Source organism: Streptomyces roseifaciens, assembly GCF_001445655.1.
Taxonomy (GTDB): Bacteria; Actinomycetota; Actinomycetes; order Streptomycetales; family Streptomycetaceae; genus Streptomyces; species Streptomyces aureoversilis.
The window spans coordinates 928,672-943,689 of the sequence record NZ_LNBE01000004.1 but is presented as its reverse complement, the minus strand read 5'-3'; the positions used below and the strand labels follow the sequence as shown (position 1 = coordinate 943,689).

At 74.1% G+C, this 15,018-nt stretch carries 12 protein-coding genes; 3 read left to right on the top strand and 9 right to left on the bottom strand.

Translation table 11 applies throughout. From position 1 onward, the window contains the following. Window positions 1-169 precede the first annotated feature (169 nt). Complete coding sequence (gene atpF, locus AS857_RS21330) at window positions 170-724, top strand: F0F1 ATP synthase subunit B (protein WP_107105639.1); 555 nt, start codon at window positions 170-172, stop codon at window positions 722-724. Window positions 725-856: 132 nt separating this feature from the next. Here the strand turns inward: atpF and pepN are convergent, their stop codons facing one another. The 4 genes from pepN to AS857_RS21310 all read right to left on the bottom strand — a co-directional run bounded on the left by pepN (window position 857) and on the right by AS857_RS21310 (window position 8,684). Further along, entirely contained in the window at window positions 857-3,391 is a 2,535-nt protein-coding gene (pepN, locus tag AS857_RS21325) for an aminopeptidase N (RefSeq protein ID WP_058044887.1), read from the bottom strand. A 782-nt stretch (window positions 3,392-4,173) separates the two neighbouring features. After that, window positions 4,174-4,479 carry a chorismate mutase gene (locus tag AS857_RS21320; protein WP_058044886.1) on the bottom strand — a complete coding sequence of 102 codons (306 nt, stop codon included), beginning with the start codon at window positions 4,477-4,479 and terminating at the stop codon, window positions 4,174-4,176. An 11-nt stretch (window positions 4,480-4,490) separates the two neighbouring features. Beyond that, window positions 4,491-5,381, bottom strand: a complete 891-nt coding sequence (locus AS857_RS21315) for a helix-turn-helix domain-containing protein (RefSeq protein WP_058044885.1) — start codon at window positions 5,379-5,381, stop codon at window positions 4,491-4,493. 129 nt (window positions 5,382-5,510) lie between these two features. Beyond that, on the bottom strand, window positions 5,511-8,684 hold the full coding sequence (locus AS857_RS21310) for an endo-alpha-N-acetylgalactosaminidase family protein (protein ID WP_079110545.1): 3,174 nt from the start codon (window positions 8,682-8,684) through the stop codon (window positions 5,511-5,513). A 130-nt stretch (window positions 8,685-8,814) separates the two neighbouring features. On the opposite strand from AS857_RS21310, the gene AS857_RS21305 reads away from it, so the two are divergent. Further along, window positions 8,815-9,195 (top strand): VOC family protein, encoded by a 381-nt coding sequence (locus AS857_RS21305; RefSeq protein ID WP_058044884.1) that lies wholly within the window; start codon window positions 8,815-8,817, stop codon window positions 9,193-9,195. A 22-nt stretch (window positions 9,196-9,217) separates the two neighbouring features. Here the strand turns inward: AS857_RS21305 and AS857_RS21300 are convergent, their stop codons facing one another. The 5 genes from AS857_RS21300 to AS857_RS21280 all read right to left on the bottom strand — a co-directional run bounded on the left by AS857_RS21300 (window position 9,218) and on the right by AS857_RS21280 (window position 13,894). Beyond that, on the bottom strand, window positions 9,218-9,958 hold the full coding sequence (locus AS857_RS21300; protein WP_245700401.1) for an MBL fold metallo-hydrolase: 741 nt from the start codon (window positions 9,956-9,958) through the stop codon (window positions 9,218-9,220). Between the two features lie 137 nt (window positions 9,959-10,095). Next, entirely contained in the window at window positions 10,096-11,247 is a 1,152-nt protein-coding gene (locus tag AS857_RS21295) for a sensor histidine kinase (protein ID WP_058044883.1), read from the bottom strand. Beyond that, the gene (locus AS857_RS21290; RefSeq protein WP_058044882.1) at window positions 11,244-11,921 is read right to left on the bottom strand and encodes a response regulator; all 678 of its coding nucleotides are present in this window, start codon (window positions 11,919-11,921) and stop codon (window positions 11,244-11,246) included. The genes AS857_RS21295 and AS857_RS21290 overlap by 4 nt, the downstream gene beginning before the upstream one ends. A 118-nt stretch (window positions 11,922-12,039) precedes the next feature. After that, on the bottom strand, window positions 12,040-12,774 hold the full coding sequence (locus AS857_RS21285) for a hypothetical protein (protein WP_058044881.1): 735 nt from the start codon (window positions 12,772-12,774) through the stop codon (window positions 12,040-12,042). 328 nt (window positions 12,775-13,102) lie between these two features. After that, on the bottom strand, window positions 13,103-13,894 hold the full coding sequence (locus AS857_RS21280) for a S1 family peptidase (RefSeq protein ID WP_058044880.1): 792 nt from the start codon (window positions 13,892-13,894) through the stop codon (window positions 13,103-13,105). A gap of 231 nt (window positions 13,895-14,125) precedes the next feature. Between AS857_RS21280 and AS857_RS21275 the strand changes: the two genes are divergently transcribed. Further along, window positions 14,126-15,013, top strand: a complete 888-nt coding sequence (locus tag AS857_RS21275) for a hypothetical protein (RefSeq protein WP_058044879.1) — start codon at window positions 14,126-14,128, stop codon at window positions 15,011-15,013. Window positions 15,014-15,018: the final 5 nt, after the last annotated feature.

Below are 15,018 nucleotides of genomic sequence, written 5' to 3'. Positions count from 1 at the left end.
GGGCTGTGACGAGCGGCAACTGCAACAAGTTACGTTCGGCGCACGTTCGGTGACCGGCGTAGCGGCGGGTTTCGCTCGATGGGGGGAAGGCCGTGCAACCGGGGTGAGATGTGTCTGCTAATGGGGTCCGGGGCGGACGCACCCCGTTCCGTCGACTAATCTGCACCCCATGGCCATGAACTTTCTCGCTCTCGACGTAGGGCCGCTCAAGCCCGAGCCCGCGCCGCTCGTGCTCGGCGCCGTGCTGTTCTTCATCGTCTTCGCCGTGATGGCGAAGGTGCTGCTGCCCCGGATCAACAAGGTCCTCGTCGAGCGCGAGAAGGCCACCGACGGCCGCTTCGACGAGGCGGAGGAGATCCGCGCGGAGGCCGCCCGGGTCCACACCGAGTACCAGGAGCTGCTGGCCGAGGCCCGGCACGAGGCCGCGCGCCTGCGCCAGGAGTCGCTCGAGCAGGGCACGGCGATCATCGCCGAGCTGCGTGCCGAGGGCCAGCGCCAGCGCGAGGAGATCATCTCCGCGGGCCACGCCGTGATCGACGCCGAGCGCGCGGTCGCCGAGGCCGAGCTGCGCGAGCAGGTCGGCGTGCTGGCCACGGAGCTGGCCGGCCGCATCGTCGGTGAGGACGTCGCCCAGTCCGCCCGCGAGAACGGCACGGTGGACCGCTTCATGGAGGAGCTGCGCACCGCGCAGGCCTCCGACGCCGCCCGCGAGGCGCGCGGCTGACAGCGGCAGGCCGCCGCTGCGACACATCTCGGACGCCGAAGGCTCCGCACCCCTTTCCGGGTGCGGAGCCTTCGGCGTTCCCGGGTGTTCCAGGCCTTCCCGGCTTCCCGGCTTCCCGGCTTCCCGGGGCGGTTACCCCTGGCGTTCCCTGATGCGCAGGGCGCGGCGCAGGTCGTCGAGCTGGTCGTCGAGCCGGCGGCGCAGGGCGGGGGTCGGGCCGTCCGTGCGCAGGCACTCCTCGCCGAGGTCGAGGGTGTGCTGCTCGACGAAGGGGCGGGGGAAGCCGGCGGCGCCCGCGGCCGCGGCCAGGGCGGGGCCGCGGCGGGCCGCGAGGGCGACGGCGGCCGGGTGGTAGCGGTCGAGGTAGGGGCGTACGAGGTCGAGCTGCTCGTGCTGCCAGAAGCCTTCGGCGGTGGCGGTGAACAGGTAGTTGGAGAGCTCCGGGCGGTGCTCCGCGTCGTACATGGCCCGCCAGGCGGCTTCCTTGGCCGCCGGGTGCGGGAGGGCGGCCCGGCAGCGGGCGGCGCCCTCCTGGCCGGTCGCGCTCGGGTCGCGGGCTAGCTCGGCGTCGACGGCCGCGGCCGTGGTGGCGCCGAGGACGGCGAGGCGGGCGAGGGCGCGCCAGCGCAGTTCGGGGTCGAGGGCCGGGCCGCCGGGGACGGTGCCGTCCCGGAGCCAGGCGTCGAGCGTGTCCGGGGTCGTGGCGCTGTCGATCAGGGTGCGGACGGCGGTCAGGCGCAGGCCCTGGGCCGTGCCGTCCTCCTCCCGGTCGTGGGTGCGGTCCAGCAGGTCCTGGGCGAGGGCGGTGAGGCCCGCCAGGACCGCGGGGCGGTCGGCGGGGGTCACGTAGCGGTCGGCGACCTGGCCGCGGGCGAACGCGAGGACGCCCCGGGTGACGGCCACGTCGGTCTCGTGGGGCAGGTGGGCGCGGGCGGCGTCCAGGTACGCGGCGGGGGCGAGCTCGCCGTCGCGGACCATGTCGCGGGCGGCGTTCCACAGGACGGCCCGGGTGAGGGGGTCGGGCAGCGCCGGCAGCGAGCCGAGGGCGGTCTCCCACGACGTGGCGTCCAGGCGGACCTTGGCGTACGTGAGGTCGCCGTCGTTGAGCAGGACGAGGGCCGGGCGGGGGCCGGTGCCCTCGACGGTGCGGGTGCCGCCGCCCACGGGCAGGTCGGCCGTGAGGCGGTCGCGGGCGACGAGGGCGCCGGAGCCGTCCGGGGCGCGGTCGTAGAGGCCGACGGCGAGGTGGTGCGGGCGGGTGCCGTCGTGGCGGACGTCCAGGCGCCAGCCGCCGCGGCCGTCGTCGGCGACCGTGGGGGTGAGGGTGTCGACGCCGCTGGTGCGCAGCCAGGTCGCCGCCCAGGCGTGCACGTCGCGGTCGGTGTTGCGGGCCAGGGAGTCGAGGAAGTCGGCGAGTGCGGCGTTGCCGAAGCGGTGGCGGGCGAAGTGGTCGTTGATGCCGGCGAGGAAGTCCTTCTCGCCGAGCCAGGCCACGAGCTGGCGCAGGGCGGAGGCGCCCTTCGCGTAGGAGATGCCGTCGAAGTTCAGCAGTGCGGAGGCGGTGTCCCGGACGGCCTCCGCGTCGGGGGCGACGGGGTGGGTCGAGGGGCGCTGGTCGGCGTCGTAGCCCCAGCCCTTGCGGGCGCAGGCGAAGTCGGTCCAGGTGCCGTCGAAGCGGGTGGCCTCGGCGAGGATCTGGTAGCCCATGTACTCCGCGAACGACTCGTTGAGCCAGATGTCGTCCCACCAGCGGAGGGTGACCAGGTCGCCGAACCACATGTGGGCCATCTCGTGGGCGACCGTCACGCCGCGGGTCTCGCGCTCGGTGTCGGTGACCGCCGAACGGAAGATGTACTCGTCGCGGAAGGTGACCAGTCCCGGGTTCTCCATCGCGGCGGCGTTGAACTCGGGGACGAACGCCTGGTCGTAGGAGTCGAAGGGGTAGGGCTCGTCGAAGATCTCGTGGAAGCGGTCGAAGCAGCGGCGCGTGATGTCGAAGAGCTCCTCGGCGTCGGCGTCCAGGTGAGGCGCGAGGGAACGGCGGCAGTGCAGGGCGAAGGGCAGGCCGGCGTGCTCGGTGCGGACGGAGTGCCAGGGGCCGGCGGCGAAGGCGACGAAGTACGTGCTCAGGGGCTGCGTGGTGGCGAGCGTCCAGCGGCCCTCGGCCGGGTCGCCGGTGCGGGTGGCCACGGCGTTGCCGAGGACGGTCCAGTGCGGCGGGGCGGTCACCGTCGCGTCGAAGACCGCCTTGAGGTCGGGCTGGTCGAACGCGGCGAAGACGCGCTGGACGTCGTCGATGAAGGTCTGGGTGTAGAGGTAGGTCTCGCCGTCGGCGGGATCGGTGAAACGGTGCATGCCCTCGCCCGTACGGGAGTAGCGCATGTCGGCCTCTATCAGCAGCTCGTGCTCGCCCGGGGTCAGGGCGAGGGCGAGCCGGTTGTCGTCGAGCGCGGCCGTGTCGAGGGGCCGGCCGTCGAGGACGGCGCGGTGCAGGGCGGCCGGCCGGAGCTCGACGAAGGTGTCGCCCGCGTGGCGCGCGGTGAACCGGATACGGGTCGTGGATCCGAAGAGCTCGTCGCCACGGGTGAGATCGAGGTCGACGGTGTACCGGTGAACGTCGAGGAGACGGGCGCGGGCCTGGGCTTCATCGCGTGTGAGTACGGGCATGGGTCCATGCTGCCGTATCGCTGGCGCTGTGCCGAGGCGGGAATTGGGGGTTCGGGCGCGGTGCGGGGTGGGCTCCTCTCCGCCGCGGCGACGGGCGGCCCGCACGGCGGAGACCGGCGGCGCCGAGCCGCCAGCAGGTGAGCACGGCACCGCCGGGCCGCGCCATCGCGGCTGAGCGCCGCCGCGGCGGGAGAAGACTCGCGGCTTACGCATGAGGGTGCCCTGCAGCCTCTCCCCCGCCGCGACGGCGGACAACCCCCGCGGCGGAAACCGGCGGTGCCAAGCCGACCTGGAGGTGAGCACGGCACCGCCGGGCCGCGCCATCGCGGCTGAGCGCCGCCGCGGCGGGAGAAGGCAGCGGGCTGCCCCGCCCGGACAGGGCTCCACTCCGGGCCCGTGCCACGCACCACGCCCCTGCCGCGACGGCGGACAATCCCCACAGGGGAGAACGGCGGTGCCGAGCCGGCCGGCAGGCGAGCACGGCACCGCCGGGCCGCGCCATTGCGGCTGGGCGCCGCTGCGGCGGGAGAGGGCAGCGGCTGTCTCGCCCGGACAGGGTTCCGCTCCGGGGCCCGTGCCACGCACCACGCCCCCGCCGCCACGGCGACCAACCCCCGCGGCGGAGACCGGCGGTGCCGAGCCGGCCTGGAGGTGAGTACGGCGCCGCCGGGCCGCGTCATTGCGGCTGGGTGCTGCTGCGGTGGAAGGGGCGTGCGGCAGCCGCGGTGCCGGCCCAGGGGTGGGCCGGGTCCGTGCGCGTCGTGCTGCACGCGCTGGAAGCGCTACGCGCGGGCGATGGTTTCGTGGTGGCGGATGACCTCGGCGACGATGAAGTTCAGGAACTTCTCCGCGAAGGCGGGGTCGAGTTTGGCGTTCTCGGCCAGTTCGCGGAGGCGGGCGATCTGGCGGGCCTCGCGGGCCGGGTCGGCGGGGGGCAGTTTGTGGGCCGCCTTGAGGTGGCCGACCTGCTGGGTGGCCTTGAAGCGCTCGGCGAGCATGTGGATCACCGCTGCGTCGATGTTGTCGATGCTGTCGCGCAGCCGGCCCAGCTCGGCCCGTACGGATTCGTCCATGGAACTGTTGCTCATGGTCACCGAGCCTATGCGGAGGGGCGGGGTGCGATCACCGGTGGGTGGTCCGGGTCGGGGATGCGCGCGCTCCATCCGCCGGGCACGGCGCGCCCTTGGCGGGCGCGGAAGCGGACGGGCGCGGTGCCGACGCGGCGGGTGAAGAGGCGGCTGAAGTAGGCGGGGTCGGCGTACCCGACGCGGCGGGCGACGGCGGCGACGGGCAGTTCCGTGGCGGCGAGGAGTTCCTTGGCGCGGCCGAGGCGGATGGTCAGCAGGTAGTCCTTGGGGCTGCAGCCGGCCCCGCGGCGTACGGCGGCGCGCAGTTCGGCGGTGGTCATGCCGTGCCGGGCGGCGTGCTGGGCGACGGACAGGGGCAGGAAGGCGTCCCGGGCGAGCGCCTGGAGAATCGGTTCTCCGCCACGCGTGGTGTCGGCCCGCGCCCGGCGCAGGGCGACCAGGAGTTCGTGCACGGCCGCGGAGGTCTCGACCTCCAGGAGCGGATTGGCGCGCCGGGCGGCGCGGGCGATGCGGTGGACGACGGCGCGGACGGCGGTGGTGTCCGTGAGGGGCACGAGGGGCCGGTGGGGCTCGATGCAGCCCAGTTCCGTATAGGCGGCGACGGCCGGGCCGGTGAAGTCGACGAAGCTCTCGTCCCAGCCGGTCCCGCCCGCGGCCCCGTAGTGGTGGGGGACCCCGGGGGCGAGCCACAGGAGCGCGGGGCCGGTGACGGTGCGGGTGCGCCCGTCGGGCGTGCGCAGCCAGCCGCTGCCGGCGTGGACGACGACGGCGACGTGGTGGTCGAGGGTGCGGGGGCCGACCGCGGGGAGCGCCCCGTGCTGCAGGCCGACGCCGAGGCAGACGAGGCCGAGGCGGTGGTGGACGGGGCCGGGGGTGAAGTAGCGCATCCATGTCTGGTACATGGGTCCCGGCCTCCCGCGGTGTCGGCCCCGTGTGCCGATCTTCGCGCATGGCGACGCGCTTTCACCAGGGGGCGGCGGCCCCCTCTACAGCCCCATCGACGGCCCCACCGACGGCCGCATCGGCGGCCCCTACGCCGCCCCGTCCGCCCCGTCCGCTTCGTGCACCGTGAAGCCGTCGAGGACGAATTCCGCCGTGCTGCCGTCGCCCGTCTTGCGCAGCCCCACCCACGCCTCCCCCGCCTCCGGCGCGGTGAACTCGTACGTGTGCGTGGCGGGCGCGTGGGCGGCGGGCAGCGGGGTGCGGTGCAGCTCGCGGGTCTCCGGCGTGTCGACGGCGGTGATCCAGGCGTACTGCCCGGCGGTCTCGTTCTCGTAGCGGAAGGAGACGCGGTAGCGGTGCCCGGGCCGGAAGCGGACGGTGTGCGGCACGGTGCGGTAGACGACGCCGGTGTTCTCGCCGCGCGACTTGAGGGACTGGGTGCCGTCGATGACGTCGTCGACGGCCTTGCCGTTCCAGCCGCGCCGGGTGAAGGGCGCGTGCCGCTGGGCGATGTGGGTACGGGGGTCGGTCGCGCCGCCCGCGTCGCCCTTGACGAAGGGGCCCCACCCCTGGGGGACGTGCTCGAAGTCCTCGAAGACGAGCGCGCCGGCACGAGTGGCCGGCGCTTCCGTGGCGACGACCCGCAGCGCGTCGAAGCGGACGCGCGCGCCGCCCTCGGCGGCGGTCAGCGTCAGGGTGACGGGACCGCCGCCCGGCGGCACGGTGAACCGGGTGAACATCCGCTGGAAGCGGGTGCCGTGCTTGCGGTCGGCGGCCACGTGATTGACGGCGGTCGAGGTGTCCGTCCAGTTGGCGGCGGTGACGCCGTCGGCGGTGCGGATCTCCAGGCCGGCCCGGCGCCGCTCCCCCGCGGTGTCGCCGACTTCGACCTGTACGGACGCCGCGTAGGTGCCGGGCCTGAGGCGGGCGAGCCGCTGGCCGGCCGTGGCCGCTCCCCCGGCGCGGACGACGAGCTCCCAGTCGCCCAGGGGGCTGCGTTCGATGGCCGCGGGCCCGGTGACCTGCCACCCGCCGAGGCCACCGAGGCCACCGAGGCCACCCGAGTGGAAGCCGGGGTCGTACAGGGGGGTGCCCTCGCCCCAGGCGGGGTCCGGCGAGCGGCCGTGGCCGCGGGTGAGGACGTACGGCTGCCCGGCCGCGGCCCCGATCGTGACCTCGCCGCCGCTGACCGGCAGTTCGAGGGCGTCGGCGCGGCCCTGGTCGGTGAGCCGGTGGAGGACGACCGTGCGCCGCCCGGCCCAGCCGCGCGGCAGGCGCCAGCGGGTGGTGCCGCCCTGCGGGTTGTAGTGGTAGAGCTTGGCGGGGTCGCGGGCCTCGCGCGGTTCCCAGGGCAGGAGGTACGTGCCGCCGCGGTAGACCACGCGCCCGTCCGTGGTGATGGTCCGCGTGCCGTCGGCGTCGGCGACGGCGGTCCGTGTCGGCCCTTCGAAGGTGATCTCGTGCTCGCCCCAGGTGCGGACGGGGTACGCCTGGAGGTATTTGGCCGGGAGGTTCTCGGTCCACAGCAGGCGATGGAAGGGCTCCCAGCCGGTCTTGCCCTGCCACCCCGAGAACGTGCCGAGCTTCGCGGTGCCGAGGAGCGGCCACTTGTCGGCGAAGACGTCCTTGCGGTGGTGGTGGACGAAGCGGATGAGCCGGGAGTTGATGCCGCGCGAGGTGTCGGGCCCGTAGTCGGTCTCGCTCGCCCAGTGCGCCCAGAGGCTGGAGCGCTCCAGGCCGTGGCCCCATTCGGTGGTGATCTGCCAGCCCTGCTCGCGCAGGGCGCGCTGGAGCCGGTCGGAGTTCCAGCCGGACTCGCGGAAGACGTCGATGTAGAGGGTGGTCAGGGCGGGGTCGGTCTCGTCGCGCAGCTGCCGGAAGCGGCGGACGACGTCGCCGGAGAGGAGGTCGCGCCGAGCGTCGATCTTGTAGGACTGGTCGAGCCAGTCCCACTGTCTGTCGTTCTTGTCGACGAGGGTCTCGGAGAAGGCGTGGGCCACCGGGTAGGACTCGGTGGTGTTGACGTGCACGGCGAAGTCGCTGTTCCAGCGTTTTCCGGCGCGCAGCAGGGTGTTGAGGTCGGCGAGGCCGCCGGCGCGGGTGTTGTAGTTGCCGCCGTAGTCGGGGTGGGCCGAGTCGTGGCCTTCGGACTGGTAGCCCTTGAGGAGGGTGAACTGCCGCAGTCCGTCCGTGGCCAGGGCGATCCGTTTGACGTCGTCGAGGGTGGCGAGGAACGGGTTGGTGGCCTGGCTGGCGAAGTTGAACGCTATGTGGGGGACGACGCGCAGGTGTTGTTCGGCGGCTCCGAGGGGCTCGGGGGTGATGTCCCGCAGGGCGATGGCCGCGTCCTGCCAGTCGGCGTCGCCGTCGCCGTTGCGGTCGCGGGTGAGGATGACGGTGGCGCGGGGCAGGGGTTCGGTGTCGGTGGGGGCGGCTCCCGCGGCCCGGTGGGTCCACTGGCCGCAGGTGAGCTGGGTCTTGGTGTAGCCGGTGCGGGTGAGGGTCTGGCGGCGGAAGCGGCCGTTCTCCCAGGCGGTGGCGGCGTCGGGCCGGTCCTGGACGGTGTTGGTGTCGGCGGCGGCGGCGAGCCGGCCGGTGCTGACGACGGCGTAGGCGCAGCCGATGGGCGCCTCGTCGGCGGGCGTGTCCGGGCCGGGGCGGACGAGGGTGTCGCCGTTCTTGGCCTTGTCGAGCTGGATGCGGGCGGCGAGGAGTGCGGCTCCGGGCTGACTGCTGCGGACGCTGAGCAGGGCGAGTCCGGGGATGCGCAGGGTGCCGACGCGCAGGGCGGGGGTGTCGGCGATGCGGGTGATCCGCCAGTGGACGAGCAGGCCGTCGACGTGGATCTCGGCGTCGATGCGGGTGCCGCCGTCGAGGGTGAGGGCGTAGGCGGCGCGGTCGCCGCGGACGGTGGAGGTGACGTGGGGGGTGTGTTCCTTCTCGTCCACGAGCAGGGAGGTGACGGGGTCCTCCTGGGCGTGGACGACGTCTCCGGTGGGGCGGTGGGTGTAGGCGATGATGCGGGGGAAGGCGGTGTCGATGCGGACGTCGAGGTCGGCGGAGCGCAGGACGGCTTCGGCGGCGGGCCGGGTGGGGGTGGCGGCCGCGGCCGTCCCGGCGAGTGCGGTGGCACCGGCCGCTCCGGCGATGCCGGTGATGCCTGCGATTCCTGCGAGGGTGCCGGCGGTGACCACGGTGCGCCGGGTGGGCGCTCCGCTGCCGCCGTGCGGGGGCTGCTGCCGCGTCCCTGGGTCGACATCCACGCCGTGCTCCTCCTCCGTACCCCTCCGTACCTGTGGTCACGGCTCACAGTGGAGGGCGCGGGCTGCGACGCCCATGGACAAAAGTGCGGCGGCTCTTGGACTCCTGTCCGGAAGAGGGCAGGATCGTTTCATGATCGCAAAACTGATGTATCCCGTCGTCGACTGCCCGGATCCCGCCGCCCTGGCCGGTTTCTACGCCCGGATCCTGGACTGGGAGGTGGACGCCTCCGACCCGGAGTGGGTGTGGCTGACGTCCTCCACGGGGCAGCAGATCGCCTTCCAGGAGGCGAAGGACCACCGCCCGCCGCGCTGGCCGGACCCGGAGTTCCCGCAGCAGTTCCACCTGGACTTCGAGGTCGACACGATCGAGGACGTGGAGCGGGCCCAGCGCGAGGTGATCGCACTGGGGGCCACCTTCCTCCACGACAGCGGCGGCGAGCGGAAGGGGTTCCGGGTGTTCAACGACCCTGCGGGGCACCCCTTCTGCCTCTGCTACGGGCAGTCGCTCTAGGACTTGTCCCTTACCCGTAGCCCTACACCTGTCGGTCCAGACCCGCCGCCACCGCGCGCAACGCCTTCCCCGCTCCCCCGACCAGGGGGTCGCCGTGGCCGAAGCACGCCGTTTCGACGTCGAGGGCGGCCTGGCGACGGAAGGAGTCGAACAGCTGCGGCCGGTCGGTGTTGAACACGCCCGGCATCAGCTGCTGCACGTTGGCGATGGTGTCGCCCGTGAACAGCACGCCGGAGGCTGGCAGGTGGAGCGCGATCCCGCCGGCGGTGTGCCCGGGCACGTGGACGACCGTGGCCGCCTCGCCCCAGTCGAGGGTGTCGCCGTCGGCGAGTTCGCCGTCGACGGGGCAGGTGACCGTGGTGTGCGCGAGCTCCGGGACGAGCTCGTGCACGGACTCGAAGAGCGGCACCTCCCAGTCGAGGAAGGCGGGCGGCGGCTCGGGGACGTCGCCGCGGATCACCGGGGCGTCGCCGGCACCCGCCAGGACGCGCGCGCCGGTGGCGGCCGCGAGGGCGGCGGCGGAGCCGGTGTGGTCGCCGTGGGAGTGGGTGAGGACGATCTCGCGGAGGTCTCCGGGAGCGGCGCCGAGACCGCGCAGGGCGGCGAGGATCTGCTGCGCGTACCCGGGCAGGCCCGTGTCGACGAGGGTCCAGCTTTCGTCGGGCAGGCGGAGGGCGTAGGCCTGCCCGACGGGGAAGCGGAACATCCATATGCGGTCGGTGACTTGGGAGGTCTCCATGGCGGCTTCCTTGCTGATCTTCATGACGCCCACCGTAGGCACGCGGAGGGCGCGCGCCCGGGGTTTTGCGCCCGTGGCGGATTGAGCGCGGGGCGAACGGGCCGCCGGGCGACGGCGTCGTGCCTGCCGCGGGCGGTACCGCCCGTGGTCCCGGGCCCGCCCTACCGCCTGCGGTCCGCCGGGAAGAGCGCCGTGACCTCCCAGCCGCCCTCCGGTGCGGGGCCCGCGCGCAGGATGCCGCCCATGGCCTTGGCGCGCTCGCTGAGGCCGACGAGCCCGAAGCCGCCGCCGCGGGCCTTGTCGGAGAGGACGGCCGCGTGCTTGCCGTCGTCGGCGATGCGCAGCTCGACGCCGGCCGGGACGCCGCGGATCCCGATCCGTACGGCCGTGGCGTCGGCGGCGTGCTTGCGGATGTTGGTGAGGGCCTCGCGGACGACGCGGTGGACGCCGGCGGCGACCTCGGCGGGGATCCAGTTCTCCATCCCCTTCTCGATGTAGAGGGTGACGGGCGGCCCGGTGCGGGCGAAGGCCTCGGTGAGGGCGCGCACTTCCGGCAGGCCCGCCACCGGTTCGGTCTCGGCGTCGCCCTCGCGCAGGATGCCCACCAGGCGCCGCATGGAGCTCAGGGATTCGCCGGCCGAGACCTCGATGCGTTCGAAGGCGGCCGCCGCGGCGGGCCCGTCGAGGGCGGTGAAGCGGGCGGCCTGGGCCTGGACGACGATGCCGGTGACGTGGTGGGCGACGAGGTCGTGGAGCTCGCGGGCGAGTTCGAGGCGCTCGGCGTTGCGGACGGCCGCGAGGTCGCGGACGCGCTGCCCGGACTGGCTGCGCAGCAGCATCGAGTACGCGGTGACGACGACGGTGAGCGTGCAGAAGACGGCGGTGAACGGCCCGGGGTCGAGGTCGCGCATGGGGGCGGCGAGGCAGGCGAGGGCGAGCGTGGGGCCGAGGATCGCGGCGACGCGCGTGGAGGCGCGCTGGAGGACGGAGGTGAGGAGGGCGAGCAGGGCGATGGCCTCGCCCATGCCCCACACGGTCTCGGGGTGCTGCCCCGTCATCAGGACGAGGCTGGTGGTCCAGGAGACGGCGACGGCGGCGGAGGCCCGGACGGTGAGGGGGATCCACTTGTAGGGGACGGCGCACAGGCAGACGGCGACGCCCGAGGCCAGCACCATGGCGTGGGGGCGGCTCGGCTGCCGGGCGAGGACGATGCTCTCGGAGACGACCAGGCAGAGCAGGGCGACCGCGAGGGCGACCTTCGCGGCGGCGGCGCGCCGGGGGTGCCGGGCGGCCCATCCGGCCACTCTGTTCATGCGCTGCCCGTGGCCAGTCCGCTCTCCCAGGCCCACGCCGCGATCTCGACGCGGTTACGGGCGTCGAGCTTCAGCTGCACGTTGGCCAGGTGGGTCTTGACCGTGGACAGCGAGACGAAGAGCTCGGCGGCGATCTCGGCGTTGGTGGCGCCGCGGGCCAGGCAGCGCACGACGTCGGCCTCGCGGTCGGTGAGCGGCTCGGAGGGGGCCCGGGCGGGGCCCGCCGGGTTGGCGGGGGCCATGTCGCGCAGGAGGCGGACGGTGATGGCGGGCGAGATGAGGGAGTCGCCGACGGCGGCGGCGTGCACGGCCTCGACGAGCATGGCGGGGCTCGCGTCCTTGAGCAGGAAGCCGGAGGCGCCGTTGCGGAGCGCGGTGTGCACGTACTCGTCGAGGTCGAAGGTGGTGACGATGACGATGCGGGGGCGCCGTCCGGTGCCGGGGCGGTCGGCGGCGCGTTCGGAGAGGCGGCGGGTGACCTCCAGGCCGTCGAGCTTGGGCATGCGGATGTCGAGGAGGAGCACGTCGGGCTCGTACTGCTCGACGGCGGTGAGGGCGGCCTCGCCGTCCACGACGTCGGCGACGACCTCGATGTCGGGCTGGCTCTCCAGGATCATGCGGAAGCCGGTGCGGACCATCTCCTGGTCGTCCGCGATGACCACGGTGATCGCCATACTCGTTCCTTGCGCTGTGCCGGCCGTGCGGGGGCCTGGTGTGTGCGGGTGACGGGCCGGTGCCGCCTCCGGCCGCCCCTCCATGTCAGCGGGGCCGCTGGGCCGCCGCAACCGCGGGTCAGGCTCCGGTGCGGGCGGCGGCGCGCCGGGCGGCGAGGCGGCGCATGCCGTAGGCGCCGCCGCCGAGGGCGAGCAGCCCGGCGCCGCCCGCGAGGGCGGGGGTGCCGATGTCGTGGCGGACCTTGATGACCTCGCCGGCCTCGACGACGCGCTTGACGGGGTTGCTGGAGGCCGCGTGGAGGGTGCGCGCGGGGGGCGTGGCCTGCTGCTCGTGGCCCTCCGCGGAGCCGTTGCGCACGGTGACCACGCCGCGGGCGTGCTTGGCGCCCTTGTCGTGGCCGGCGCCGCTGCTCGTGACCGTGGTGCCCTCGGCCCCGTCGGGGGTGTGCCGCAGCGTGCCGGAGGCGAAGTCGTAGTAGTTCGTCAGCCCGGTGCCGTCGAGGGAGGCGCGCAGGGTGGGCTTGTGCGTGTCGCCGCCGAGGATGCGCAGGTGGAGCCGGTCGAGGTCGGCCGTGGGGCGGGCGGTGTCGAAGGTGTGGCGCTGCTTGCCGTGCTTGGTCACGGTGACGGTCGTGCCGCGCTCGCCGGAGGTCAGCCGGGCCCGGCTGCCGTCGGGCAGCTGGACCTGCTGCACGACGACGGGGCGGTCCGGGCGGGTGGGGCGGCCGCTGCCGCCGTCCGTGTCGCCGGCGGTGCGCAGGTCCGCGGCGAACGCGCTCGCCGTGGGCCAGGCCACCGCGCCGACGGCTGCGGCGAGGACGGTGGCGGCGGCGATGCGGGTCTTGGCGGACACGGAGGTGGTCCCTTTCCGTAACGGACGGCTCGGTCTGCGGCCGCCGCGGGCGCCCCGGATTCGTGTCGTCCTCCGGGGCCGGCGGGCCACGCTCCTCACGTTACGGGCCTTTATCGCGCCCACACCTCGACTGTCCGACCATTCCCGCCTCGGCCGAAAGGATGACGGAGGCCCGCCCACGTCATACCGGAGTCGGGCGGGCGGGCCGGGGAGGGCCGTACCGGGACTGGTCCGTACGGGTTCGCGGGACCATCCGGACGGCCCAGCGGGCCGGGGGGGCGGGGCCTGCCCGGCGGGACGTGGCGGGATCCGCCGGGCAGGCCGGTCGTCAGCCGCCCAGGCTCGCGGCGGCGCTCTTGATGTTCGCCGCGAAGGTGCTCACCTCGGTGTAGACGCCGGGGTAGTGCGGCCGGGCGCAGCCCTCGCCCCAGCTGACGATGCCGACCTGGATCCAGGCGCCGGCCGCGTCCTTGCGGAACATCGGGCCGCCGGAGTCGCCCTGGCAGGTGTCGACGCCGCCCTGGTCGAGGTACCCGGCGCAGATCTCCTCGCCGGCTATGAGGTTGCCGTAGGCCTTCTGGCAGGCGGTGTCGTCGACGAAGGGGACGGTGGCCTTGAGGAGCTGCCGCTGCTGGCTGCCGCCTTCGCGGTCCGCGCCCCAGCCGGCGATGGTGAAGGTGCCGTTGTTGTAGGCGGAGGTGTCGGCGGTCTTGAGGGTCGGCAGGTTGATGGGCTGCGCGAGCTTGATCAGCGCCCAGTCCTTGCCGGAGCCGTTGTAGCCGGGGGCCTGGAGCACCCGGGTGGACTTCACCTTGATCGCCTGGGAGGAGCCGAGGTCGGCGACGCCGGCCGTGGCGGTGATGGAGGTGTTGGCGCCGCTGCCGCTGACGCAGTGGGCCGCGGTGAGGACGATCTGCTGGGTGTAGAGCGAGCCGCCGCATCCCATGGACAGCCGCACCATCCAGGGGAATTCGCCTTGCTGGGCGGGGGTGCCGCCGACCACGCCCGGGCGCGGGGTGGGGTCGTCGGCCAGGGCGGCGGTGGCGGTGAGGGCGAGCGCGGCGACGGTGGCCGCGCCGACGGCGACGGTTCTCCTGAGCGTGAAGAGGAAGGAGCGCAACGGTCTTCCTTTCGTGGGAGGTTACGCACGAATGTCAGGCTCATGACAATCCCGGCCGTCCGATTACCGGAATCGAACCTTCGATGCGCGGTGCGATTATGAGGATCGGACGAACGTGCGACAAGCACCCCGTTTCGGCCAGCCCGGCGCACTGCCCGCCGGCGGGGCCCCGCCCGTACAGTGGACAGGGGGCGCAGCGGCCGGCAGGGGGACCCCAGGGGGTGGTCACGCGTGGGCACCGGCATCGAGATCGTGCACGGCTTTCCGCACATCGCGACGGTGCGCGCCGCGATCACCGCGCTGTACAAGCGCCTCTCCTACGACACGGTGCACAGCTTCGGGCTCAGCGTGCCCCCGTCCGACGTCGCCTTCTCCGACGAGGAGAATCCCTACCTCGGCGTGCAGCGCGTCGCCGGCGCGATGGTGCGGCACCTGCGGCTGCCGGACGCCCGGATGATCGTCAGCTTCCGCGAGATGCGGCACGCGGGCAGCATCGAGCTCGCCGCCGGCCCGGAGTACTTCATCGAGCTCAACTCCCGCTTCAAGACCCACCGCAGGGACATCGGCGCGGCCCTCTCCCACGAGGTCATGCACGTCTACCTGCACCGGCTCGGCCTCGCCTTCCCCGGCACGCGGGACAACGAGATCCTCACCGACACCGCGGCGGCCTACCTGGGGGCGGGCTGGCTGCTGCTGGACGCCTACCGCGAGTCGTCGGTCTCCACGCAGAAGCTCGGCTACCTCACCCCGGAGGAGTTCGGCTACGTCATCGCCAAGCGGGCGCTGGCCTTCGGCGAGGACCCCTCCCCGTGGTTCACCAGCCCCCAGGCGTACGAGGCCTACGTGAAGGGCCTGGCGGAGGCCCGGCGCGACGGCCGGCGGCCCCCGCTCGCGGCGGCCGGGCGGCTCGGCCGCCACCGCTACGCCCGCGACCGGCGCGCCGTGCAGAGCGCGAGGCCCGGCACGCCGGGCGAGCGGGACTACGCCTTCGAGGGCGACGGCCCGCTGCGGGTCAGCTTCCCGTGCCCGACGTGCCACCAGCGCATCCGGGTGCCGGTACGGGGAAAGGTACGAGCACGCTGCGGGCTCTGCCGCACCGTGCTCGACTGCGACACGTAGGGCCG